The sequence below is a fragment of the Micromonospora sp. NPDC049275 genome (assembly GCF_043197115.1).
Classification (GTDB): Bacteria; Actinomycetota; Actinomycetes; order Mycobacteriales; family Micromonosporaceae; genus Micromonospora.
The window spans coordinates 201,563-225,558 of sequence record NZ_JBICSN010000009.1; the positions used below are offsets into that span (position 1 = coordinate 201,563).

The 23,996-nt window shown below is 72.4% G+C and carries 22 protein-coding genes; 8 read left to right on the top strand and 14 right to left on the bottom strand.

Annotation, left to right across the window (positions count from 1 at the left end; genetic code table 11):
- Positions 1-10: 10 nt before the first annotated feature.
- From ACGFIE_RS24930 to ACGFIE_RS24955, 6 genes are all read right to left on the bottom strand, one after another.
- Positions 11-802, bottom strand: a complete 792-nt coding sequence (locus tag ACGFIE_RS24930) for a maleylpyruvate isomerase N-terminal domain-containing protein (protein ID WP_393298594.1) — start codon at positions 800-802, stop codon at positions 11-13.
- Positions 803-902: 100 nt separating this feature from the next.
- A complete protein-coding gene (locus tag ACGFIE_RS24935) occupies positions 903-2,396 on the bottom strand; it encodes an MFS transporter (protein WP_393298597.1) in 1,494 nt (497 codons plus the stop codon).
- A 33-nt stretch (positions 2,397-2,429) separates the two neighbouring features.
- On the bottom strand, positions 2,430-3,041 hold the full coding sequence (locus ACGFIE_RS24940; RefSeq protein WP_393298599.1) for a TetR/AcrR family transcriptional regulator: 612 nt from the start codon (positions 3,039-3,041) through the stop codon (positions 2,430-2,432).
- 157 nt (positions 3,042-3,198) lie between these two features.
- A complete protein-coding gene (locus ACGFIE_RS24945) occupies positions 3,199-4,152 on the bottom strand; it encodes a Gmad2 immunoglobulin-like domain-containing protein (RefSeq protein ID WP_393298602.1) in 954 nt (317 codons plus the stop codon).
- Entirely contained in the window at positions 4,149-5,615 is a 1,467-nt protein-coding gene (locus ACGFIE_RS24950) for an ATP-binding protein (protein WP_393298605.1), read from the bottom strand. Before ACGFIE_RS24950 ends, ACGFIE_RS24945 begins: the two co-directional genes overlap by 4 nt.
- Before the next feature lie 13 nt (positions 5,616-5,628).
- Positions 5,629-6,309, bottom strand: coding sequence for a response regulator (locus ACGFIE_RS24955; protein ID WP_393298608.1), 681 nt, complete (start codon positions 6,307-6,309; stop codon positions 5,629-5,631).
- Positions 6,310-6,539: 230 nt separating this feature from the next.
- Here ACGFIE_RS24955 and ACGFIE_RS24960 point away from each other — a divergent pair, with 230 nt between their 5' ends.
- Positions 6,540-6,878: an L-rhamnose mutarotase gene (locus tag ACGFIE_RS24960; RefSeq protein WP_393298611.1), complete on the top strand. Its 339-nt coding sequence runs from the start codon at positions 6,540-6,542 to the stop codon at positions 6,876-6,878.
- Positions 6,879-6,905: 27 nt separating this feature from the next.
- Here ACGFIE_RS24960 and ACGFIE_RS24965 read toward each other — a convergent pair whose 3' ends face one another.
- Both ACGFIE_RS24965 and ACGFIE_RS24970 read right to left on the bottom strand, forming a co-directional pair.
- Entirely contained in the window at positions 6,906-7,856 is a 951-nt protein-coding gene (locus tag ACGFIE_RS24965) for an NADP-dependent oxidoreductase (RefSeq protein WP_393298613.1), read from the bottom strand.
- Between the two features lie 96 nt (positions 7,857-7,952).
- Positions 7,953-8,591, bottom strand: coding sequence for an HD domain-containing protein (locus ACGFIE_RS24970; RefSeq protein ID WP_393298616.1), 639 nt, complete (start codon positions 8,589-8,591; stop codon positions 7,953-7,955).
- A 192-nt stretch (positions 8,592-8,783) separates the two neighbouring features.
- Here ACGFIE_RS24970 and ACGFIE_RS24975 point away from each other — a divergent pair, with 192 nt between their 5' ends.
- The gene (locus tag ACGFIE_RS24975; RefSeq protein WP_363685739.1) at positions 8,784-9,752 is read left to right on the top strand and encodes a GlxA family transcriptional regulator; all 969 of its coding nucleotides are present in this window, start codon (positions 8,784-8,786) and stop codon (positions 9,750-9,752) included.
- Between the two features lie 13 nt (positions 9,753-9,765).
- Here the strand turns inward: ACGFIE_RS24975 and ACGFIE_RS24980 are convergent, their stop codons facing one another.
- On the bottom strand, positions 9,766-10,329 hold the full coding sequence (locus ACGFIE_RS24980) for a hypothetical protein (protein ID WP_393298619.1): 564 nt from the start codon (positions 10,327-10,329) through the stop codon (positions 9,766-9,768).
- A gap of 257 nt (positions 10,330-10,586) precedes the next feature.
- On the opposite strand from ACGFIE_RS24980, the gene ACGFIE_RS24985 reads away from it, so the two are divergent.
- Entirely contained in the window at positions 10,587-11,243 is a 657-nt protein-coding gene (locus ACGFIE_RS24985; protein WP_393298622.1) for a hypothetical protein, read from the top strand.
- Positions 11,244-11,267: 24 nt separating this feature from the next.
- On the opposite strand, the gene ACGFIE_RS24990 is transcribed toward ACGFIE_RS24985, so the two are convergent.
- A complete protein-coding gene (locus ACGFIE_RS24990) occupies positions 11,268-12,113 on the bottom strand; it encodes a DUF3152 domain-containing protein (protein ID WP_393298625.1) in 846 nt (281 codons plus the stop codon).
- Positions 12,114-12,253: 140 nt separating this feature from the next.
- Between ACGFIE_RS24990 and ACGFIE_RS24995 the strand changes: the two genes are divergently transcribed.
- Both ACGFIE_RS24995 and ACGFIE_RS25000 read left to right on the top strand, forming a co-directional pair.
- Positions 12,254-12,754 (top strand): SigE family RNA polymerase sigma factor, encoded by a 501-nt coding sequence (locus ACGFIE_RS24995; RefSeq protein ID WP_363685377.1) that lies wholly within the window; start codon positions 12,254-12,256, stop codon positions 12,752-12,754.
- The gene (locus tag ACGFIE_RS25000; protein ID WP_393298629.1) at positions 12,751-13,533 is read left to right on the top strand and encodes a hypothetical protein; all 783 of its coding nucleotides are present in this window, start codon (positions 12,751-12,753) and stop codon (positions 13,531-13,533) included. The genes ACGFIE_RS24995 and ACGFIE_RS25000 overlap by 4 nt, the downstream gene beginning before the upstream one ends.
- 18 nt (positions 13,534-13,551) lie before the next feature.
- Here the strand turns inward: ACGFIE_RS25000 and ACGFIE_RS25005 are convergent, their stop codons facing one another.
- Complete coding sequence (locus ACGFIE_RS25005; protein WP_393298632.1) at positions 13,552-16,509, bottom strand: ATP-binding protein; 2,958 nt, start codon at positions 16,507-16,509, stop codon at positions 13,552-13,554.
- A gap of 205 nt (positions 16,510-16,714) precedes the next feature.
- Here ACGFIE_RS25005 and ACGFIE_RS25010 point away from each other — a divergent pair, with 205 nt between their 5' ends.
- Positions 16,715-18,478, top strand: a complete 1,764-nt coding sequence (locus tag ACGFIE_RS25010) for a M28 family peptidase (protein ID WP_393298635.1) — start codon at positions 16,715-16,717, stop codon at positions 18,476-18,478.
- A 125-nt stretch (positions 18,479-18,603) separates the two neighbouring features.
- Positions 18,604-19,110, top strand: a complete 507-nt coding sequence (locus tag ACGFIE_RS25015) for a hypothetical protein (protein WP_393298638.1) — start codon at positions 18,604-18,606, stop codon at positions 19,108-19,110.
- Positions 19,111-19,216: 106 nt separating this feature from the next.
- Here the strand turns inward: ACGFIE_RS25015 and ACGFIE_RS25020 are convergent, their stop codons facing one another.
- The gene (locus ACGFIE_RS25020; RefSeq protein ID WP_393298641.1) at positions 19,217-19,915 is read right to left on the bottom strand and encodes an SDR family oxidoreductase; all 699 of its coding nucleotides are present in this window, start codon (positions 19,913-19,915) and stop codon (positions 19,217-19,219) included.
- A 207-nt stretch (positions 19,916-20,122) separates the two neighbouring features.
- On the opposite strand from ACGFIE_RS25020, the gene htpG reads away from it, so the two are divergent.
- Positions 20,123-22,039, top strand: a complete 1,917-nt coding sequence (gene htpG / locus ACGFIE_RS25025) for a molecular chaperone HtpG (RefSeq protein WP_393298644.1) — start codon at positions 20,123-20,125, stop codon at positions 22,037-22,039.
- 56 nt (positions 22,040-22,095) lie between these two features.
- Here htpG and ACGFIE_RS25030 read toward each other — a convergent pair whose 3' ends face one another.
- Together ACGFIE_RS25030 and ACGFIE_RS25035 are read right to left on the bottom strand one after the other, a co-directional pair.
- Positions 22,096-22,749, bottom strand: coding sequence for a response regulator (locus tag ACGFIE_RS25030; protein ID WP_393298647.1), 654 nt, complete (start codon positions 22,747-22,749; stop codon positions 22,096-22,098).
- A gap of 55 nt (positions 22,750-22,804) precedes the next feature.
- On the bottom strand, positions 22,805-23,953 hold the full coding sequence (locus ACGFIE_RS25035) for a sensor histidine kinase (RefSeq protein ID WP_393298650.1): 1,149 nt from the start codon (positions 23,951-23,953) through the stop codon (positions 22,805-22,807).
- Between the last annotated feature and the right edge of the window lie 43 nt (positions 23,954-23,996).

Consider the following 23,996-nt stretch of genomic DNA (forward strand, 5'->3'; position numbering starts at 1 on the left):
GCGTTACCCGTCAGAAGCCGACGAAGACCCGACGCAGGTCGTCCAGGGTCAGCGGACCGGTCACCTGCACGCCGTCCGGCGTGTACTGCGGTCCGAGCCGGCCAACCACCAGCCGCAGCCACGTCTCGGCCGGCAGGGACAGCTCGCCGTCGGGCTGCTCCGGCGCGTCGGTCAGCTCGATCTGCTCGCCCAGCCGCAGTCCGAACGTCCGCTCCGGGTCCCGCAGCCGTACCAGCAGGGTGGCCTGGCGGCCGGCCAGCTCCTGCGGCCGGCTCGTCCAGCCCAGCATGCCGCCGATCTGCTCGATCAGCAGCGGCACCGCCTCCGGCGTCACCGCCGCGAACGAGTTGAACGAGACCTCGGCGTCCCACTGGTGCAGGGAGAACTCGCTGAGCCGGAACCGGGCGGCGGTGGCGACGTCGACCGGCTCCGGCAGGAAACCGAGGTCGATCCGCAGCGTCGAGCGGGTGTCGGCGTCCAGCGCCTCGTACGCCTCGACGAGCCGCTGGTTGGACTCCAGGAAGCCGGCAGCGTGCTCCTCCGGGGACATGGCGTCCCAGCGCGCCCAGACGGTGCGGTTGAAGTCGCCGTCGGGTGCGGCGGTGCCCGCACGGGCCGCGGTGAGCGCCGCGAGGCCGATCTCCGCGCCGCTGCCGAGGTGGCTGAGCACCTGGGAGACCTGCCACTCGCTGGCCCCGGAGGGGCGGCGCAGGTCGTCTTCCTTGAGGTCGCGCACGAGCGCGGCGAGCTCCTCGTGGCCGGAGCGTAACGCGTGGATGATCTGGTCGGCAGCCGTGGACATGTGTCTCCTCAACGGATCTTCGACGATGGTCCGGACGCTACCGGACGGGTACGGCGGCCGGCCCGCTCCGGTCGGGAGCGGGCCGGCCGTGTCACCCGGCTCAGCCCATGTGCACGGCGTTGCCGGCGGGGATGTCCTCCTTGCGCACCTTCACCAGGACCAGGGTGACCACCCCGGCGAGCACGATCAGGGCCGCGCCCCAGGCGAACGCCACGCGGTAACCGTGCACGAGCGCCTCGACCTGGGTGATCGGGTTCGGGGCCCGACCGACCAGGTACGCGGCGACAGCGCTGGTGTAGAAGGTGTTCAGCAGCGCGGTGCCCAACGAGCCGCCGATCTGCTGCGTCGCGTTCAGCGTCGCGCTGGCCGCACCGGCGTCGTGCTCCGGCACCCCGACCAGGGCCAGGCTGGACAGCGGCACGAAGGTGAAGCCGAGGCCCATGCCGAGGACGACCTGGGCGGGCAGCAGGAGGGTGAGGAACGAGGTGTCCACGTCGATCTGGGTGAGCGTCAGCATGGCCACGGCGGCGAGCACCGCGCCGCCGACCATCAGCGGCTTGGCACCCACCTTCGGCATGAGCTGGCTGGCGCCACCCGCCGCGATCAACACGCCCGCGGTGACCGGCAGCGACGCGAGCCCCGCCTCGAGCGGCTTGTACTGCAACACCACCTGGAAGTAGAAGGTGAGGAAGAGGAACGCCCCGAACAGGCCGGCGCCGATCAGCGTGGAGGCGAGGTACGCCCCGCCCCGGTTGCGGTCCAGGATGATCCGCAGCGGCAGCAACGGGTGGTTGGAGCGCAGCTCGATCACCACGAAGGCGGCGAGCAGCACCACACCGGCGGCGATGAAGCCGAGCGTGGCGGTGGCGTCCCAACCGTCCTCGGCGGCCTTCGTGAAGCCGTACACCAGGGAGACCAGGCCGGCGGTGACGACCACCGCGCCGGGCACGTCGTAGCGGGTGTTGCCGTGCGCCCGGCTCTCCGGCACCAGCGGGATCGCGAAGGCGATCGCGATGGCGGCGACCGGGATGTTGACAAGCAGGCACCAGCGCCAGTCGGCGTACTCGGTCAGCACCCCGCCGAGCAGCAGCCCGACCGCGGACCCACCGCCGGCGATCGCGCCGTACACGGCGAACGCCTTGGCCCGCTCCGTGGCCTCGGTGAACAGCACCGTGAGCAGCGCCAACGCGGCCGGGGCGAGCAGCGCGCCGAAGGCGCCCTGCAACGCGCGGGCGGCGAAGAGCATCTCGCCGCTGGTGGCGAGGCCACCCAGCGCGGACGCCAAGGCGAAGCCGACCATGCCGACGATGAAGGTGCGCTTGCGGCCCCAGTAGTCGGCGATCCGGCCGCCGAGCAGGAGCAGACCACCGAAGGCCAGTGTGTACGCCGTGATCACCCACTGCCGGTTCGCGTCGGTGATCCCCAGGTCGGCCTGGGCCTTCGGGAGCGCGATGTTCACGATGGTGGCGTCCAGGACGACCATCAGCTGGGAGACCGCGATCACCGCCAGCGCGATCCAGCGCCGCGGGTGCGGCGCGCCTGTCGACGTTCCGGCGCCGGGTGCGCCGGGGGAGGTCGAGGTGGTTCCGGACATGGTGAAGCCTTCCGTGGTGCGGATGTCGATGGATCAGGCCTGGGACGGGCGGTCGTGCTGGTAGCGGAGGACCGGGATCAGCACCTGGTCGACGACCTGGGTGAGGAACGCGTCGTCGGCGGGTAGCCCGTGCGCGAGGACGCGGGACATGGTGAGGGCGGGCGCCAGGTCGTGGAACAGCTCCCGTTCGCCGGCGTCCGGGGGGATCTCCCCGCGGGCGGCGGCGCGGACGAGGACGGCGGTGCTGGCCACCCGCCCGGCGGGCAGCACCTGGTGGCGCACCAGGCGTTCCAGCTCCGGGCTGGTCCGCATGGCGAAGGTCAGTGCCTGCATCAGGTCGCAGTCGGCGACGCAGATGGCGGCGGTGGCGCGCAGCAGCTCGATCAGGTCGCCCCGCAGCGAGCCGGTGTCGGGCGGGTTGTGCACGCCGACCTGGCGGTCGCTCAGGGCGGCGACGACCAGCTCGGCCTTGCCGTCGAAGCGCCGGTAGATGGTGGCCTTGCTGATGTGGGCCCGGGCGGCGACGGCGTCGATGGTCATCCGGTCGTAGCCGACCTCACGCAACAGGTCGATCACCACGGCGAACAGGTCGTCGGCGGTGCACCGCGCGGCCCGGGCAGCCGGCACCCCGGCACCCGCGTTCACCTGTCGACCATCCAGCACCCGTTGACCCCCCGTGAAACGATGTCGTACTGACCCTAGTTCGCGGCCGGCCGTTTCCGCAGGCTTTTATGAGGTGCGTCGCACTCGGTGGACGAAACGATTACGTTTCTGCCTGACGTCTGGCGGGTGAACCCCGTGCTCAACTCCCGCTCGGCGCGAGGATCACCGGCACGGCGACCGTGTGCGTCCGGGAGCCGTCGCGCGCGGACACCTCGTACACCTCGATCGTGCCGTGCTGCTCCCGGGCCGTGCGCCAGCCGACCACCAGCCGGTAGGCGCCCCGGCAGCCACTGCCGCAGCTGGCGGCGCCGAAGCCGGTGGCCACCTCCCGGCCGGCGGCGTCCAGCACCCGGATGCTCACCGTGGCCTCGAACACGTCGGCGGTGCCGGTGACGGTGAGCGGGGCGGTCACCCGGTCGCCGACGCTCGGAGCGGTGACCACGATCGGCGCGAGCAGGTCCGGATAGTCGGCCCGGCCGACGGGCGCGCCGCCGGGAAAGCGGACCTGCCGGACGGTGGGGAACTGGGTGAGCGTCCACACCACCTGCGCCTCGCGCAGTCGCCGACGCTCCGCCGGATCGTCACCCCACGGGACGGGACCGAGCGTCGCCACGCCGTCGGCGATCCGGGTGACCTCGACACCTGCCGGCAGAAGGGTGACCATGCCGGTGGCGGCCTCGGCCGGCGTGGGCCCGGCGGCCAGTTCGGTAAGCGCGAGCCGGGACGTGGTGACGGTGGCCGGCCGGGTGCGCCGGGTGGGAACGAGCAGGCCGGACCGCACGTACCACAGCTCGATCGTCACCGGCTCGGGCCGGCGGGTGCCGGCGGACGTCGGTGCCGGTGGACGGGGCGCGGTGCGGGTGGCCGCCGCCGACGGGGTTGGCCCGGTCGGCGGCCCGCTCGGCGGGGTGGACGCGGCCGACGGGCGGGCGGTGGGTGGAGGGCTCGGCGGCGGCGCGGTGGGCGCCGTGCCCAGGACGCCGGAGCGGGGGGTGCCGCACGCGCCGAGCAGGAGCGCGGCGACGAGCACCGGCACGCCCACCGCGCGCCACCCGCCGCGCCGGCCCACCCCGACCGCGCCGCGCCGGCTCATCCGACACCCTCCGACGGGCCGGCGGCGGCCGCGGCGTCCTCGTCGGGGTTCCCCGCCGGGCGTGGTACGCCGCTGGGTGGCCCGCCCGGGCCGAGCGCCGGCAGCTCCAGACGGAAACGAGTGCCGGCGCCCGGCGCGCTGCGGACGCTCAGCACCCCGCCGAGCAGGGCGGTGTGCTCCCGGGCGATGGCCAGGCCGAGCCCGCTGCCCGGCGCGGACCGCGACGCGTCGACCTTGTGGAACCTGTCGAACACGTGCGACAGGTGCTCGGCGGGAATTCCCGGCCCTTGGTCGCTGACCTCGACGACGACGAGCGGGCCGGCCCCGGTCACTGTCGCCCGGATCTCGCCGCCGCCGTGCTCGACCGCGTTGACCACCAGGTTGGCCAGGACGCGCTCCAGGCGGCGAGGGTCCGTGCGCAGCGCCACCGGGTCGCCGATGACCAGCACGCGGTCCGACCAGCCGCGCGCCGCGACGATCTCGCGCAGCAGCGCGGGCGCATCCACCGGCTCGACGCTCGGCCGTTCCCGCCCGGCGTCCAGCCGCGAGACCTCCATGAGGTCCTCGACCAGGCGGCGCAGCCGGGCCACGCCGCCCACCAGCAGCCGCGCCGCCGGCCGGGCGTCGTCCGGTAGCCGGTCCAGCTGCTCGCCCAGCAGCGAGGCCGCGACCACCAGGGCGGTCACCGGGGTACGCAGCTCGTGCGCCACGTCGGCGGTGAACCGCCGCTCACGGGCCTGTGCGGCCGACAGGGCGGCGATCTTCGACTCCAGCGCCTCGGCCATCTCGTTGAACGACGCCGCCCAGACGCTGAACTCGTCGCGCCCGCGTACCGGCAGACGGGTGTCGAGCAGCCCCTCGGTGAGTGACCGGGCGGCGCGGCTGGCTCGACCCACCGGCTCCAGGGTGCGCCGGGCCAGGAGGTGACCCACCCCGGCGGCGACCAGCACGACGAGCACCCAGCCGGCCAGCAGCGCGGTGCGCACCTGACCCAGGTCGGCGGCGATGTCGTCCTCCACGGTGATCACGTACAGCTCAGCGGTCGAGCCGGGGATGCGTCCGCCGACCACCAGCAGTCGGGGTCGCTGGGCCGGCGTCGAACGCTGGTAGGCGAGCTGCCCGTCGGCGACCGCCGCCCGCAGTCGCGCGCCCAGGGCGGGGGCGTACGCCGGGTGGGAGGGGCGGACGGGGCCGTCGACGAGGAGAACGTGCCGGCCACTGCCCTCGAAGCTGGTGAGCAGCTCCGTGCCGCGCTGCTCGGTCAGGGGCAGGAACTCGCCGGCGAGCAGGAGCTGGTAGCGGGCGTCGGCGGCGGCCTGGTGCAGCGAGGCGTCCAACCAGGACTGCCGCAGCAGCAGCCCGGCCCCACCGGCGAGCAGGCCGGCGGACACCCCGGCGACCAGCACGAACGCGATCGTCAGCCGGCGCCGCAGGCGGCCCGGTGCCACCGCTCGTCCGGCCATCGCCGACCTCCCGTCAGCCCGTGGACAGCTTGTAGCCGACGCCGCGCACGGTGCGGATGCGCCGGGGGTGCGCCGGGTCGTCCTCGACCTTGGCGCGCAGCCGCTGCACCGCCACGTCGACGAGCCGCGAGTCGCCCAGGAAACGGTGGTCCCAGACCAGGTCCAGCAGCAGATCCCGGGTGAAGACCTGGCCGGGGCGTCGGGCCAGCTCGAGCAGCAGACGGAACTCGGTGGAGGTCAGGGTCACCTCCCGGCCGTCGCGGCGTACCACGAAACCGCCCGGATCGATCTCCAGGTCGCCGACGGCGATGGTGTGCGAACCGACAGGCGCGCTCGCCCGCCGCAGCACCGAGCGGACCCGGGCCACCAGCTCGGGCAGGTCGAAGGGTTTGCGCAGGTAGTCGTCGGCGCCGCACTCGAGGCCGACCACCACGTCGAGCGTGTCGGTGCGGGCGGTCAGCATGAGGATCGGCACCTGGCTCGTCCGCCGGATCTCCCGACAGACCTCCAGGCCGTCCAGGCCGGGCAGCATGACGTCGAGCACGATCACGTCGACCGGGTGGGCTCGCCAGGTCAGCAGCGCCTGCCGCCCGTCGACGGCGGTGTCGACCCGGAAACCGGCGCGACGCAGGCCGAGGGCGGTGACCTCCCGGATGGAGGCGTCGTCCTCGACCACCAGTACGCGGCCCTCCACGATCTGAGGGTAGACCCGCCGCGACGCTGCGCAGCCCTGGCGAAACGGTCGGTGTCGGCGGCCGGTCGGGGCGGTGACATGGGAACGGTGGTCCTCGACCTCCGGGGGTGCTCCACGATCTTGGCAACGGCTACCATCGGGTCGCCAACAGCGATGGCCGACCCGCCCGGACCGCCGCCACCGCGTGACCAGTTCACCTGAGAGGACACGACGTGCAACGTCATGGCTGCGTGATCCGGCTTCGCCCGGAGCACCGGGAGACCTACCTGCGCCTGCACGCCGAGGTCTGGCCGAGCGTCGAGAAGACGCTGCGCGAGGCGAACTTCCGCAACTACACCATCTTCCTCCACGACGACCTGCTCGTCGGCTACTACGAGTACGTCGGCGACGACTACGAGGCCGACCTGCGGTACATCGCCGCCGACCCGCAGACGCAGGAGTGGTGGAAGCTGACCGACCCGTGTCAGGAATCGGTCGCCGAACCCGGCTCGGGGGACTGGTGGGCCCCGATGCGGGAGGTCTGGCACCTGGCCGACGAGGCGGGCGCGGAGAAACCCGAGCGGCCCTGACCGGGTTCCGCGGGTGACCCCGGTGAGCTAGTGGTCCGTGGTCGGGTCTGGTGTGCCGTGTTCCTCCGCGATCCGGATGATCGTCCGGCCCGGGGTGCGGCGGTGTCGGACGAACGCCGCGGCCGCTTCGGAGAGCGGCCGTACGGCGCCGACGACGGGCTTGAGCCGCCCGGTCCGGACGCGGTGGGCGAGGTCGGCCAGCCGGGCGCGGTCGGGTTCGACGACGAAGAAGACGGCACGCCCGTCCCTCGGCTGGACGGTGGGCGGCGCGGCGATGGTGACGAGGGTGCCGCCCGGGCGTACCAGTTCGGTCGACCGCCGGAGGATGTCGCCGCCGATGACGTCGAGCACCACGTCCACCTCACCGATGTGCTGCATACCGTCGGCGTCCAGGTCGACGAAGGTCTGCGCGCCGAGGGTGCGAGCCAGTTCGCGGTCGTCGGCGCGGCCGGTGCCGATCACGTGGGCGCCCACCTCGCGGGCGAGCTGGACGGCGATCGAGCCGACCCCGCCGGCGACGCCGTGGACGAGGACGGTCTGGCCGGTGGTGAGGTGGGCGTGGTCGAACAGTGCCTGCCACGCCGTCAGTCCGGAGATGGGCAGCGCGGCGGCCACGGTGTGGTCGATGTCGGCGGCGAGCGGAGCGAGGTTGCGAGCCTCCACCGCGGTGTACTCGGCCAGGGATCCGTCGCGCGCCCAGTCGGTCAGTCCGAACACCCGCTGACCCACGGTGAGACCTGTGGTCCCGTAGCCCAGCTCGACGACGACTCCGGACACCTCGTGCCCGGGGATGCTGGGTGTCCGGTCGCGGCCGGCACGATCGGTCCACGTCGCCGGCCAGTCGAGCTCGCCGGGGGTGAAGCCCGCGGCGTGCACGCGCACGATGACGTCGTTCTCCGCGGCGTGCGGGTACGGCATGTCGGTGAGGGTGAGTCCGCTGACACCCGCGTCGCGGTCGCGCACGGTGATCGCCCGCATGCTCAGGTCCTTTCGAAGGGGTTCGTCGGTGTGGCCGGCGGTAGGGGCCCGACGCCTGGCCGCCGCGTGACGCCGGCCGCGTGGGCCCGTGTCCGGTCAGCTCGGCCAGGGTGAGCCGACGATGCGCTCAACCGTCGTCACGCGGTCGAGATCGGGGATGAAGTGTTGCAGGATGTCGGAGTTCACTGTGCCGTTCGTGGTGTCCGGGCGGTTCCGCAGCCCGTCGAGGTGGGCCCGCAGGAACTCGTTCTTGAAGTCCCCTCGGGGATGAACGGCGAGGATCTCGTCCAGTTGATCGTGGTTCAGCCCGTCCAGGCCGAGGCCGAGCACGTCGGTCAGGACGCCGAGGTAGGTGGTGGCGATTTCCGGGCCCATCCGGTCGGGGATGCCCGGCGTGGTGTGCAGGGCGACCGCGGTCCAGACGGTCTCGGCGGCGGCAGTCGAGAAACCCCGGTTCAGCAGGAACGTGCGCGCGTGATCTGCGCTGTCGACCTCGAAGCGCTGTTCGACGTCGGAGAACGGTGTCAGGAGACCGCTGTCGTGAAACATGGACGCCAGATAGAGCAGTTCGGGATCCGGTTTCACGCCGAGCCTGTGCGCGTGCGTCAGGCCGAAGAGAAAGACCCGTCGGGAGTGGTGATAGATGAGCGGTCTGGTCGTCTCCCGGATGTGCCTGGTCGCTTCGGCGACCGCCGCCGTATCGGGAATCTCCAACCCCGCGATGACCTCTGACATGCCCTCCGACCTTCCCGGCGTGATGTGCGAACGTCCTGGTGGCCTCCATGCTGCCCACCGATCGTCGTACGCCGCCGCCCTCATCCGGCCAGGAACCACTCAGATCCGGACGGGGAAGTCGCGAGGTGGGCTACGGCTCCATGAGGATCACCGTCATCTCCGGTAGTGGCGTGCTACCAATACCCGGTGTCCATGCCGCCCCACCGCGTCGCGATCTTCGTCTACGACGGAGTGACGCTGCTGGATGTCGCAGGTCCGGCGGAGGTGTTCAAGGAGGCGAACCGCTTCGGCGCCGACTACCGGATCGTGCTGCTGTCGCCGACGGGCGCGGACGTCACGTCGAGTCTCGGCGTTCGGATGGCGGTCGACGGCGCCGTCTCCTCCGAGCCGGCCTTCGACACGCTGCTGGTTGCCGGGTCCGACCACTATCCGCGCGCCCACGTCCCCGCCGACCTGGCCGAGGCCGCGCGGAGACCGGCGGCGGTGGCCGGGAGGGTCGCATCGATCTGCACCGGAGCGTTCGTCCTCGCCGCTGCCGGCATCCTCGACGGCAAGCGCGCCACCACGCACTGGCAGGTCGCGCACGAGCTGGCAGCCCGGCATCCGACCTGCCGCGTCGAGCCCGACGCGATCTACGTGCGCGACGGCAGCACGTACACCTCGGCGGGGGTGACGGCCGGCATCGACCTGGCCCTCGCTCTCGTCGAAGAGGACCACGGGCCCGACGTGGCGCGCGAGGTCGCACGTGCCCTGGTGGTGTACATGCAGCGAGCGGGCGGCCAGTCCCAGTTCTCCGCGCCGCTGCAGGGCCCGCCGCCCCGCTCGCCGGCGCTGCGGCGGATCGCCGACATGGTGACCGCGAACCCCCGCGGGGACCACTCGCTCGGTGAGCTCGCCAAACACCTCAACGTGAGCACCCGGCACCTCACCCGGCTCTTCCACGACGAGCTGTCCACGACACCGGCCCGCTACGTGGAGAACATCCGATTCGACCTGGCCCGGGCGTTCCTCGACCAGGGCCACACGGCGACGCAGGCCGCGACCCTCGCCGGGTTCCCCAGTTACGAGAGCATGCGGCGGGTCTTCGCCAGGAAGCTGTCGATCAGCCCCGCCGCCTACCAACGACGGTTCAGCACGGCCCGCCGCCCCCACCATGATTAGTGGGCGGTTCCGCTCACCACTGGTGGGCGACGTCCAGCACGACGCGGCTGTGCGCGCCGGGGCCGGCGAGCGTGAACGTGCGGAACGGCAACCGGGCCCGTACGCCTACCGCGAAGGTGCTGTAGCCCTCGAAGCTGCCGCCGAAGACGACGTCGCGCAGCGTCGAACAGCGCAGCACGTTCGCGATGTGCTCGCCCACCGCGTAGGGCACGGTGCCCTGGTGCTCGTCGTCATACGCCGGGGCCCGCAGCGAGACCCGCAGCAGCGCGTCCCCGGCGGTGTACGGCGACAGCGCCAACCCTTCGCCCTCGGTCCACGTCTCGCCGTAGCCGACCGCGTAACCGTCGACCGGGCCGGCGAACTCGAACACCACCCGGTCGTAGCAGTCCTGTCGCCCGGTCCGTACGCCGACCAGCGGGGCGTCGCTCAGCGCGCCGGCCGACTTCTCGGCGCTGCCCCAGGTGATCCCGCAGTACGCCGATCCGGTCGTGCTGCCCGCCGCGGTGCTGCTGCCCGCGCTGGCGACCAGACCGGCGACGACTACCGCCAACGCGGTGAGTGTGCTCCTGATCCTCATGGTGATCTCTCCGTTCGATGCCGGGGTCACGTCGCGGCAGCGTTGCCGGTGACCCTCAGCCGTCACGGTCGTCCTCTCGTGGCACGCGCGCTTCGCCGCCGCGTAACCGCCGGGTAACAGTGGCCGACGGTCGTCGGACGACCGCAGGGGAGCGCGTGACGTCGGGACACCCTCCCCAGCCCCGGCGTGGCCGGGTCACCCACGCCGTCCCACAACGCGGTACTGTGCCGGACAGTCGACACCTTCGAGGTGAGCCTGTGCCTGCCGTCGCCGCCCTCGTCCTGACCCTCGCCCTCGCGCCCACGCCGTCCCCGTCGGCCACCTCGGGCCCGGTCGGCGACATCCTCGGTGGCGTCGGCCGCATCGTCGACGGTGTGCTCGGCGGTCACGGTGCGCCGAGTGCGACGCCGACGCCGAGCGTCACCCCCACCGTGACGTCCGCGCCGGGCCGGCCACCCGCGACCGGCCAGCCCAGCCCGGCGGCGCCTGGTGCGCCCGCCGCTCCCGCCGGGTCGTCGGCCGGTGTCCGGGGTCCGGCCACCCCCGACCGTCCGGCCGGTGGCTCCGGCACCGACGCCCAGGACGCGGCCGTGCCCGAGCGCGCCGGTGACACCCCGGCGTCCGAGGTCCCGCCGACGCTCGCCAGCCCCGCCCGCGGTGGCTGGCCGCCCGTGTCCTACCTGCTGGTCGCGGCCGTCCTGGCGGTGCTGGCGCTGCTGCTCCTGCGTCGCCGCGCTCCCGACTCCTCCGCCGCTCGCACACCGGATCCCGCTCCGCAGCCGGATCCCGCCCGGCAGCCGGATCCCGACCCCGGGCCGGACAATGTCCGTCGCCTGCCGACCACCCTCAACGGCATCTACGAGCTGGGTCGGCTGGATGAGCGACTCGAGCAGGAGCGTCGGCGCGGCACCTGACGTACGGCCTCCCGGTCGTCGGGGTCAATGCGCCGGATAGGCGCCCTCGCGCCGTGGGATCTCGTCGTCGTACGCCCCGACCGGCCCGCCGTAGCGGGTCGTGCCGTTCGGGTAGGGCCAGGCCCCTGCGCGGCACCCGTGCAGGCCCAACGTCTGCTGCTGCATCACCGGCGCCGGCCGGCCCCGCCCCGGGCAGCGTTCGTGACCGAATCCGAGTTTGTGCCCCACCTCGTGGTTGACCATGTACTGCCGGTAGGTGGCCAGGCTCGCGCCGTAGCCCGGCACCCCGGTGACCCAGCGCGCCACGTTGAGCACCACCCGGGCACCGTTGCGGCACGACGTGTAGCCGTCCGGCTCGTCCTGGCAGAGGGTGTCACGCGTGCCGGGGGTCGCCAGGTAGATGGTGAAGTCGGTCGCTTCGGTGGCACCGACCCGGCGCAGCCGCCACGTCCCGTCCGCCGTCCATCCGCGCCTGTCGTTCAACGTGGCGGAGACGGCCGTGGCGATGTCGCCTGCCGTGAGGCCCCGGATGTCGCGCTCCACGGCGACCCGGTAGCGCAGCAACTGACCCCTGCTCCCCCCTCCACCCGTCGTCTCGGCCGCGGCCACCGACCAGCGGTTACTGCCGGTGGCGGGGTAGTGGACCGGTACGACAGTGGGAGCCGCCGTCGCGACGCCGCCGCTCCCGGCCGCTCCCGCCGGCCGTCCCGCCGCGACCGTCGGCGGCAGGCCGGTGGGGTCCGGTCCGGCCGCGGAACCGCCGGCCGGCCCGTTGCCGGCGGCGGGCCGGCCACACGCGGTGAGCAGCGCCACGGCCAGCAGCAACGCCGCTGAGGCTCGGTACCCCCGACGGGTAGCCTTCGTCGACATGTTCCTCTCCCCTCGCGTGCCGGTCTGCGGCGACGCGGGAGAGAAGACGGGCGAGACCGGCAAAAGGTTGACCTCGCGAGGACTCAACCTTTGCGGGGTCTCACCCGTCTGAAGCGGTGTGGCACGGGGGAGGGTTCGCGGTGGCGCGGGGTGACGCGGAGTTCGTCGAGTTCGCGCGGGCGGCGTCCGCGCGACTGGTGCACGCCGCGTTCCTGCTGACCGGTGACCACCACCAGGCCGAGGACGCCGCGCAGACCGCGCTGGTCCGCACCTACGCGTCGTGGTCGCGGATCCACGACGACGACGCCTACGGGTACGCCCGTCGCACCCTGGTCAACCACCTGGTGGATCGGTGGCGGCGGCCGATGCGGGAGTACCCGACCGAGGAGGTGCCGGAACAGCGGCGTGGCGACGTGGCCGACGATGTGACGACCCGGCGCTGGTTGGTCACCATCCTCGGTGCGCTCAGTCCTCGGGAGCGGGCCATCGTCGTGCTGCGCTACTACTTCGACCTGCCGGAGGCGCAGGTGGCCCGGGAGCTCGCCGTATCCGTCGGCACCGTCAAGAGCACCAGTTCGCGCGCGTTGGAGAAACTGCGTACCGCCGTGCCCCGCACCGCCGACGAGGAGGCGCGTCGATGAGCGAGCTGGATCGGCTCCGCGACGCCATGCGGGTGACCGAACGCCCGGATGCCACGCTCGACCTGGTCAGCGTCATGCGTGCGGGACGGCGGCTGCGTATCCGTCGGCGGATTGCCGGCGGCGCCGCCGCGACGCTCGTGGCAGGGCTGGCCGCCGTCGCCGTGGTGGCGGTCGACGCGTCCGGCCCGGGCGGTACGGCACCTACCGGTTCCGCACCACCGGTCGCCGTCGCGCCGCCCTCGGCCGCCGTCGCGCCGACGGTGTCGCCGTCGACTTCGGCGTCGCCGTCCACGTCGCGGGAGCCCACGCCACCGCCGACGATGGCCCGCGACCTGCCGGGTCCGAAGCCCCTGGGCCGGGTGATCGACACGGGGGTGCGGCAGGGCGTCGACTGGCGGGTCTGCTACGTCGTCGCGGTGTCGGTGCCCGGCGCACCCAAGGTGACCATCGGGTTGGCCGCCGGTCGTCGCGCCCCCGACGGCACGTTGCAGACCGACATCGTGGTCAACGACGTCGAGGGCGCCGACCGCAGCCCGGGGTTCCACCAGATCGGCTACGACGAGAGCTCGTCGGCCGCGCCGACGCCCACCTTCGGCTACTTCGTCGGCCCCGCCGAGCGGATCATCGGCACGGTGAACGGTCGGCAGATCGATGCCCGGCTGGCGCGCTGGAGCGTGGACAAGCAGGTGGTGATCTTCTGGTTCGACCCGGCCACGCTCACGCCGGGGGAGCGGCTGGATGGCATCATCGCCCGGGCCCCGGACGGCCGTCGGCTCTGAGGCGCCGGCGGCGGTGAATCAGGCCGGATCGGTCAGCCGGCGCTCGATGGTCACCGTCGTGCCCTCGCCGGTGGAGACCAGTCGTACGTCGCCGTAGGCGTTCATCAACAGCGCACCCCGGCCCCGGTCCATGGCCGGCCGGCGGTCCCGCCAGGTGCCGAAGTCGCGCACCGAGATCCTGACCCGGTCGCCACCGACCTGGAGCCGGACCCGCACCTCGGGGCGACTGGGTCGTTGTGCGTGTTCGACGGCGTTGTTCATCGCCTCCGACGCGGCGAGCAGCAGATCCTCCAACACGTCCGCGTGGACGTCCACCTCGGCCAACGCCAGCCGGACGTCGCGACGCATGGCGGCCGCCGAGGTGGACACCGACGGGTACGTCCATTCCGCCGCCAGGGTGTCGCCGAGCCCGTCGTCGGCCGTGCCGACCGCGGACGCGCCGGCCAGTCCGCCGTCGGCCGATCCCGGGTTGGCAGGTTCCCTGTTGGCCGGTCCCGTGTCGGCCGGCTCGGCGGCGGCCCTCTTCCCGTTGGCCGGTCCCGTGTCGGCCGGCTCGGCGGCGGAGCGCACGGCGGGCGCGCTCCCGGTGGGCTTCGCCGTAGGCGGAGCGGGCGCGCCGGCGGTGACCCCGGCGGTTCGCCTCGACCCCGGGGCGTCGACCGTGCTCGGGCTGTCGTCGGCGGCCGGTCCGGTGGCATCTTCGCCGGCCGGTGCGGCGGGGTCGTCGCCGGCCGGGTCGGTGCGGGCACGGCGGATGGCGGTCCGGATGCGGGCGATCAGCTCCGCGGCGGCGAACGGCTTCACCAGGTAGTCGTCGGCGCCGAGGCTCAGGCCCACCACGCTGGCCTCCTCGCCCGCACGCGCGGAGAGCACCAACACGGGCAGCGCCCGGGTCGCCGGATCCGCGCGCAGTCGACGGACCAGGTCGAAGCCGTCCAGCACCGGCATCATCACGTCGGTGAGCACGAGGTCCGGCGGCTCTCGGTGGATCGCGTCGAGGGCCTGCCGGCCGTCGGTGACCGACCGCACCCGCCAACCCTGAGCGGCGAGCAGCCGACTCAGGTACGCGCGCATGTCGCTGTTGTCGTCGGCCACCAGGATCCGGGCGCCGGCCAGCTCGTCGGTGGCCGGGCCGGGAGCCACGGCGGGCTCGGCGACGCCGCCGGCAGGGTTGGTCAGCCAGCCCACCGCCTCCGCGACGGCGGCGCGGGCCGCGCCTCGATGTCCGTTGGGCGCTGGCCCGGCCGTTGTCGTACGCCGCGCCGCCGACCACGGCAGGGCCACGGTGAAGGTGGTGCCCGCACCCACAGTGCTGCTCACCCGGACCTCGCCGCCCTCCAGCCGGGCCAGCTCGTGCACCAGGGCCAGGCCGATGCCGGTGCCCTCGTGGCTGCGCGAGCGCGCGCCCTGCACCCGGTGGAAGCGCTCGAAGAGCTTCGGCAGGTCCGCCTCGGAGATCCCGATTCCGGTGTCGGCGACGGTGAGTCGTACCTCGTCGTGGTCGGCGTGCACCGCGATCCGGATGCGGCCGAGGAACGTGTACTTCAGGGCGTTGGACAGCAGGTTGGTGACGATGCGTTCCCAGTTGACCGGGTCGACGGTGACCGGCCGGGGTAGCGGCGGACAGTCGACCTCCAGAGCAAGGCCGGCCCGTTCGACGGCGGCCCGGAAGACGCTTGCCAACTCGGCGGTGAGGGCGGGGAGGTCGACCTCGCGGGCATCGCTACGAGCCTGCCCCGCCTCCAGGCTCGAGAAGGTCAGCAGGCTGTTGACAAGGGTCAGCAGCCGGGTGGCGTTGCGCCAGGCGGTCTCGACCCGCTCCCGCTGCGCAGGCGCCAGCGGCGCGCCGGTGTCGGCGAGCGCGTCGGCGAGCGGTCCGAGCATGAGGGTCAGCGGGGTACGGAACTCGTGGCTGACGTTTGTGAAGAAGGTGGTCTTCACCCGATCCAGCTCGGCCAACGTCTCGGCCCGGCGCCGCTCCTGCTCGTACTCCTTCGCGTTGCGGACCGCCACGGAGACCTGTTGGGTGAGCAGCTGGTAGAAGGAGCGGTACGCCTCGTCCAGCTCCCGGTTGGGGCTGACGCCGGCCAGCAGGACGCCGAGCGGCTGGTCGTCGGCGGCCGAGGGCAGTGGCAGCGCCAGCGCGGTGCGGGTGGGATCGCCCCACGGGCCGGCGGGCACGGGCAGTCGGTCCGCGACGCCTGTCACGTCGACGGCTCGACCCTGCGCGGCGTCCGCCAGCGCCCAGGCGCGGGCCGCCGGACTGGGGTCGGCCATGTCGACGACGTCCGGCAGTGCCCCGGCCACCGTGGGGTCACCGCCCGTGCGGGCCGTCCGACGAAGCACCGCGCCGTCACGTAGGTAGATCGCGGCGAACGGCACGTCCAGCGGGTGGCCGCCGATCGCGTCGATCAGCCGGGCGCAGGTGGCGTCGACGTCGACGGTGCGCCCGTCGCCGCGCAGGCTCAGGTCGCGCAGCAGTCGCAGTCGCCGTTCGCCGACGACCTGCTCGGTGACCTCGCTGCACACCGTCAGCACGCCGACGGTGCGGCCGTCGTCGTCGCGGGCCGGGGCGTGCGAGACGCTGAAGTACGCCTCCTCGCGGTAGCCGGCGCGCTCCAGCAGGAGTTGCAGAGCGGGCACCCAACTGGCCACCCCTGTCGTCATGGCCTGCTCGATCAGGGGGGCGAGGACGTCCCAGCCCTCGGCCAGGGTCACCCGCACGTCGTCGCCGAGCGCGGCGGGGTGCTTGTCGCCGATCAGCGCGGAGTACGCGTCGTTGTAGAGCTGGGAGAGGCGCTCGCCCCAGAGCAGGAGCATGGGGTAACGGGAGGAGAGCACCACCCGTACGGCGGAACGCAGGCTCTGTGGCCAGTTCGACACCGCGCCCAGCGGGGTGTCGGCCCAGTCCAGTTCCGCCATCAGCCGACCGGTGTCGCCCCCGTCGTCGAACAGGTCGGTGCGGGGTCGTGTCACGCTCGACCCGGCCTCATCGCAAGCCCCCCGTTCCGGGCCCGACGACCCCTGCTGGCGTTACCTACCCATCCTGGCACCTCTACTCACCTGTGCCGACGCCGGTACCCATCGTCGAACCGGCGGGGGTTCGGGACGAACGTCCGATGCCGAAGACATAGATCTCTGTAAGTGTCTCGGTTATCCCTCCAACCCCCGAGGAGCCCCCATGAGAGGCAGAACGCTGAGCGCGGGAATCGCGCTCGCCGTGTTCGCCGGGATGACGGTGACGCTGGCCGCCCAGCCGGTGAGCGCGTCACCCTCCGCCGCGACGACAGCGACCCGGCCGATCGCCGGGTCCGCCGCCGTCCTGGCGGCGCCGGACATCTCCGTCACCAATGTCCAGGCGCACCTGACCCAGTTCAACTCCATCGCCAGCAGCAACGGCGGCAACCGGCGGGCCGGCTCGGCCGGCTACACCGCCTCGGTCAGCTACGTGAAGAGCAGGCTCCAGGCGGCCGGCTACACCGTCAGCGAGCAGACCTGCTCGAGCTGCACGTACCCCTCGAACAACCTCATCGCCGAGTGGCCCGGCGGTCCGGCCGACCAGGTGGTCATGTTCGGCGCCCACCTGGACAGCGTCTCGGCCGGCCCGGGCATCAACGACAACGCCTCCGGTTCGGCCACCCTGCTGGAGAACGCGCTGGTCCTCGCCGCGCAGAACCCGACAATGACGAAGAAGGTGCGCTTCGCCTGGTGGACCGACGAGGAGCAGGGGCTCAACGGCTCCCGGTTCTACGTCAACTCGCTCTCCAGCACCCAGCGCGGCTACATCAAGGGCTACTACAACTTCGACATGGTCGGCTCGACGAACGGTGGCTACTTCATCAACCGGGTCAGCTCCACGACGGCGGCGCCGCTGAAGGCGTACTGGGACTCGTTGGGGCTGCAGCCGGAGGAGAACGTCGAGGGTCAGGGCCGCTCCGACGACTACTACTTCCAGCAGGCCGGCATCCCCACCTCCGGGTACGCCGCAGGCGCGAGCGCCCGCAAGACCAGCAGCCAGGCGGCCAAGTGGGGCGGCACCGCCAACGCCGCCTACGACTCGTGCTACCACCGTTCCTGCGACACCACCGCCAACGTCAGCGCCACGGTGCTGAACCGGGCTGCCGACGGCGTCGCGTACGCGCTGTGGCAGCTCGCCGTGGGCAGTGGCACCCCGACGAACGACTTCTCGGTGGCGGTCAGCCCCACCGCGCTCGCCGTCGCGCGGGGCGCCAGCACCACCGCCACCGTCACCACCGCGACCACCTCGGGCTCGGCGCAGACGGTCAGCCTCACCGCCTCGGGTGCGCCCAGCGGGGTGAGCGTCTCCTTCAGCCCGTCGTCCGTGACGTCCGGCGGGTCGGCCACGCTGACCCTGACCGCGTCGGCCAGCGCGGCGACGGGCACCGTCACGGTCACGGTCACGGTCACCGGCACCGGATCGGTCACCCGCACCGCGAGCCTCACCCTCACGGTGACCGGCACCGGTGGCTGCGCCGGCGGGCAGGTAGTCGGCAACGGTGGCTTCGAGAGCGGCAGCACGCCGTGGACCGCGTCCTCCGGCGTGATCACCAATTCCAGCGGCCAGCCGGCCCGGACCGGGTCGTACAAGGCGTGGCTCGACGGGTACGGCAGCACCCACACCGACACCCTGTCCCAGTCGGTGACCGTCCCGGCCGGCTGCGCCAGCTACACGCTGTCGTTCTGGCTGCACATCGACACCGCCGAGACCACCACCTCCACGGCGTACGACAAGCTCGTCGTGCAGGTGGGTTCGACCACTGTGGCGACGTACTCGAACCTCAACGCCGCCACCGGCTACGCCCAGCGCACCGTAAACGTGGCCGGGTTCGCCGGGCAGACGGTGACAGTGAAGTTCACCGGCACCGAGGACTCGTCGTTGCAGACCAGCTTCGTGATCGACGACGTGACGCTGCAGGCGAGCTGAGGAGACGTCGGGTGGGGGCACGCGCCCCCACCCGACGTCTAGTCACGGCTGTCTATCTCTGGTAGAAATCTTTCAAGGCCGGCCCCTGATTCGCAGAATTCCGCCCCCACGCGAACGGGAGTCCCATGTCACAGACCCGATCCACAGTGCGCCGCCGCGTGCGCACGCTGCTCGTGGCCACCCTCGCCACGGTCGGCGCCACGTTCGGCCTGGCCGCCCCGGCCTTCGCGATCAGCCACTCCAGCGCCACCTCGCAGCTGCGCGCCGCCGGCATCTCCTGGACCTCAAGCGGCAACTGCAGCGACCGCAACGTGGCCACCTGCACCTCGTTCGACGGCGTCCGGCAGGCCACCATCGACGGCATCATCACCTTCAAGCGGGCCAGCGGCTGCGCGGTCACCATCACCGCCGGCACCGAGGTCGGGCACGCCGGGGGCACCTACAGCCACTGGACCGGTTACAAGCTGGACATCGCGTTGAGCACCTGCATCCAGAACTACATCTCGGCGAACTACACCTATGTCGGCTACATCGCAGGCTTCGGTTACCAGTACCGGGCGGCCTCGGGCAACCTCTACACCAAGGAGGGCAGCCACTGGGACATCCTCTTCTACAGCTGCGGTGGCTGCTGAGCGAGCGATGACGGGCCGGGGGCGTGGAGAGAGCTGACCGCGTACCCGAGGATGGGCCGCCGCCGGGATCCCGGCGGCGGCCCGATCACGGCCGTGGCGTCGCGGCTCAGGGAAGCTGCGGGTAGAGAGCGGCGACCCCGCCGGCGAGCCCGGCCTGCACCTGCCGGCTGGTGTCGTCGGTGACGATCTCGTACGCGTCGGCCTCGATGCCGTCGATGCCGATCCGGGCGATCACCGCCGGGTCGGACTTCGCGGCGGTGACCCCGGCGGTCATGTCGGTGTCCATGTAGCCGACGTGCAGGCCGGACACCCGGACGCCCCGCTCGGCGAGCTGGAGGCGCAGCGCGTTGGTCATCGCCCACTCGGCCGACTTCGCGGCGCCGTACGCCCCGACGTTCGGGAAGTTGACCCAGGACAGCGCGGAGAGCACGTTGAGGATCGTGCCGCCGCCGTTGCCGGTGATGACCGGCGCGAACGCGCGGATCATCGACAGGTTGCCGAGGTAGTGGGTCTCCAGCTCCAGTCGGACGAGCTTCAGGTCGCCGTCGAGGAGATCGGTGCCGGTCTCGATGCCGGCGTTGTTGATCAGCAGGTTCACGTCGCCGGCGAGTTGCGCGGCGGCGGCCACCGAGGCGGGGTCGGTGATATCGAGGCGCACGGGCGTCACGCCGGGCAGGTCGACGCTGTCGGGGTTGCGGGCGCCGGCGTAGACCGTGGCGCCCCGGGCGACGAGTTCGGCGGCCAGGTGTCGGCCGAAGCCCCGGTTGGCGCCGGTGACGAGGGCGGTGCTTCCAGCGATCTTCATGGGAGTGCTCCAGGTTCGTGGTCGGTGCGGCGCGACGGTGCTTCGCTGATCGGAACGCTATCCAGCTGACTTCTGTTGAGCAAAGTCAGCTATGTCACGCCCGCGCATTCCGCGGATCGGGAATACGACCGGACGCGGGCACGACGGCGTCGGTGACGACTCGTATCCTGTGCGCGAACCTCCGCACGAGCCGAGAAGGGAGACGGTGTGAGCAACCAGGCCGAGACGTTGGAGTTCCAGGCCGAGGCGCGTCAGCTCCTCCAGTTGGTGGTCCACTCGATCTATTCGAACAAGGACGTCTTCCTGCGGGAACTCATCTCGAACGCGTCCGACGCCCTGGACAAGCTGCGGCTGGCGACGCTCGTCGACAAGGATCTCGTCGCCGACACCGACGACCTGCACGTCGCCATCGAGGTCGACCGGGACGCCCGCACGCTCACCGTCCGGGACAACGGCATCGGGATGACCCGCGACGAGGTGGTCCGGCTGATCGGCACGATCGCCAAATCCGGCACCGCCGAGCTGCTGCGCCAGCTGCGCGAGTCCGCCGACGCCCGCGCCTCGCAGGACCTGATCGGGCAGTTCGGCGTCGGCTTCTACGCCGCGTTCATGGTCGCCGACCGGGTCACCCTGCTGACCTGCAAGGCCGGCGAGACCGGCGGCACCCGCTGGGAGTCCACCGGCGAGGGCACCTACTCGATCGAGGCGGTCGACGAGGCACCCCAGGGCACCGCGGTCACCCTGCACCTCAAGCCGGTCGACACCGAGGACAACCTGCACGACTACACCGCCGAGTGGACCGTCCGCGAGATCGTCAAGCGCTACTCCGACTTCATCGCGTGGCCGATCCGGATGAGCGTCGAGCGTCCGGGCGCCGACGGTGAGGCCGCCACCAGCGAGGTGCAGACCCTCAACTCGATGAAGGCGCTCTGGGCGCGGCCCCGCGACGAGGTCGACGCCGCCGAGTACAACGAGTTCTACAAGCACGTCAGCCACGACTGGGCCGACCCGCTCGAGGTCGTGCACATGAAGGGCGAGGGCACCTTCGAGTACGAGGCGCTGCTGTTCCTGCCCAGCCACGCCCCGCTGGACCTGTTCTCCCCGCAGGGCCGCCGCGGCGTCCAGCTCTACGTCAAGCGCGTGTTCATCATGGACGACTGCGAGGCGCTGGTCCCCACCTACCTGCGCTTCGTCAAGGGCGTCGTCGACGCGCACGACCTGTCGCTGAACATCTCCCGCGAGATCCTCCAGCAGGACCGGCAGATCCAGATCGTCCGCCGCCGCCTCGTCAAGAAGGTCCTCGCCACGGTCAAGGACCTCAAGGCCAACCACCCCGAGCGCTACCGCACCTTCTGGACCGAGTTCGGCACGGTGGTCAAGGAAGGGCTGATCGACGACACCGACAACCGGGACTCCCTGCTGGAGATCCTGTCGGTCGCCTCCACCCACGACGCGGCGGAGCCCACCGACCTGGCCGGCTACGTCTCGCGCATGAAGGACGGCCAGAGCGACATCTGGTACGCCACCGGCGACTCCCGCGCCACCATCGAGAACTCCCCGCACCTGGAGGCGTTCCGGGCCAAGGGCCACGAGGTGCTGCTGCTCACCGACCCGGTCGACGAGGTGTGGGTCGAGCGTGTCGGCGAGTACGACGGCCGTCCGCTGCGCTCGATCGCCAAGGGCCAGGTCGACCTGGACACCGACGAGGAGAAGCAGCAGGCCGAGGCCGAGCGCGAGCAGCAGCGGCAGGAGTTCGCCGCGCTTGTGGAGTGGCTGGGCACGACTCTCGCCGACAGTGTTCGGGAGGTTCGCCTGTCGTCGCGGCTCACCACCTCACCGGCCTGCGTCGTGGGCGACGCGCACGACCTCACGCCGACGTTGGAGAAGATGTACCGGGCGATGGGACACGACGTCCCCTCGGCCAAGCGCATCCTGGAGATCAACCCCGGTCACCCGCTCGTCACCGGGCTGCGCAAGGCCCACGAGCAGGGCGACTCCTCCGAGAACCTGACCGAGACCGCCGAGCTGCTGTACGGCCTGGCGGTGCTCGCCGAGGGCGGTGAGCTGGCCGACCCGGCCCGGTTCACCCGTACGCTCGCCGACCGGCTGGCGCGCACCCTGTAGTCGTACGACCCTTCCGGCCGGCGGGTTCCGCACAGCGGGCCCGCCGGCCGGTCACGTCACTGGCCCGGAATCACCAGACCGGACTCGTAGGCGACCATCACCGCCTGGGCGCGGTCGCGCAGGTTGAGTTTGGCGAGCAGATTGCCGACGTGCGTCTTCACCGTGTGCTCGCTCAGGTGGTGGTGGGCGGCGATCTCGGCGTTGGACAGACCGGCAGCGATCAGGCGCAGCACGTCCGTCTCGCGAGCGGTAAGGGCGGTCACCGCGGCCGCCCGGACCGGATCCGGGTGACCCCGCCTGTGCAGTTCGCCGATTACGCGTGCGGTGACGCCGGGGGCGAGCAACGCGTCGCCGGCGGCGACCACACGGACCGCGTTCACCAGGTCGGCTCGGGGGGCGTCCTTGAGCAGGAAACCGCTGGCCCCGGCGCGCAACGCCGCGTACAGGTAGTCGTCGGTGTCGAACATGGTCAGGGCGAGGACCCGGCTCGGCGTACGGGCGCAGACCTGCCGGGTGGCGGCGACGCCGTCGAGGACGGGCATCCGCATGTCCATCAGGACGACGTCGGGTAGGTGTTCGAGGGCGGCACGCACCGCGTGCGCGCCGTCGGCGGCCTCGGCGACCACCTCGATGTCCGGCTCGGCACCGAGGATCGTCGCGAATCCGGCCCGGAACAGGTCCTGATCGTCGGCGAGCACGACGCGCAGCATCAGCGCGACACCATTGGCGTCGAAGGCCGCGGAGCGACGACGGCGACTCCCACCATCAGGCCACCGCCGGTGCCCGCAGGGGGAGAGTGGCGGTGACGATGAAGCCGTGGCCGTCGGCGGCGGGACCGGTGCGCAGCGTTCCACCGCAGGCCTGGGCTCGCTCGCGCATACCGACGATCCCGTATCCGGGCCGGCCCGCGCCGGAGGCCCGATCGCCGAGGCCGTCATCGGTGATCGACACGGTGAGCGCCTCAGCGGTGTGAGCCAGCAGGACGTGGACCGACAGTGCCCCGGCATGCCTGACCACATTGGTCAGGGACTCCTGCACGATCCGGTAGGCGGCGACCCCGACGTCCGCGGGCGGTTCGACAAGCTCCCCGGCCGGCGACCCGGACCGGACTCCGTCGACGGTCCCTTCCGGTGCGGACGCGACTGTGAGAACGGCGTCCAGCCCGGTGGCGCCGACGCGTTCGACGAGGGCGGTGAGGTGAGCCAGGCCCGGCTGGTCGAGTGGATGGTCGCCGGGCTCGTGCAGGCTGCCGACCGCGCGGCGGAGCTGGACGACCGCGTCCCGGCCGGTGGCGGCGATCGTGGCGAACGTGGCGTCGGCACGGTCCGGGTGGGGGCGGACCAGGAGCGGCCCCGCCTCCGCCTGAACGATCATGACACCGACCGCGTGGGTGAGGATGTCATGCAGGTCGTGGGCGATGCGGGCGCGCTCGCGCAACACGGCCGCCTCCCGCTCACCAGCGACGCGACGCTCGCGTTCGGCGAGGGCTGCGGTCTGGGTACGGCGCGCGCGGGCACTGGTGCCCAGGGCGTACGAGAAGATGTAGGCGACCGACAGGTAACGCAGCACCTCCACGTCCGGGCGCGGATGGAGCAGCGACACCACCAGGCCGGCCGCGGTGAGCACGAGGCCGAGCAGGCGGATCGGCATGGAGGCCCGCGCGGCGAACGTGTAGAGGCAGACGAGCGGCCCGACCGGCAGCAGCGGGGGTGCGCCGAGCGCGGCCGAGACGGTCGTGGCGACGCCCACGACGACGGCGACGGGAACCAGCGCCCGGTCCCGCCACAGCACCGGCACCGACGACAGGACCGCGAGCGGCAGCACCCACCAGGCGCGTGGCCCGCCGGCCAGCGCGGGCAGCACGGTCGCGGCGACGGCGGCCACGGTGACGGCGAGATTGACGTACCGCTTCACCTCGGCAGTATCGTCCGGCCCGGCGCTCCCGCGCCTCCCGCCA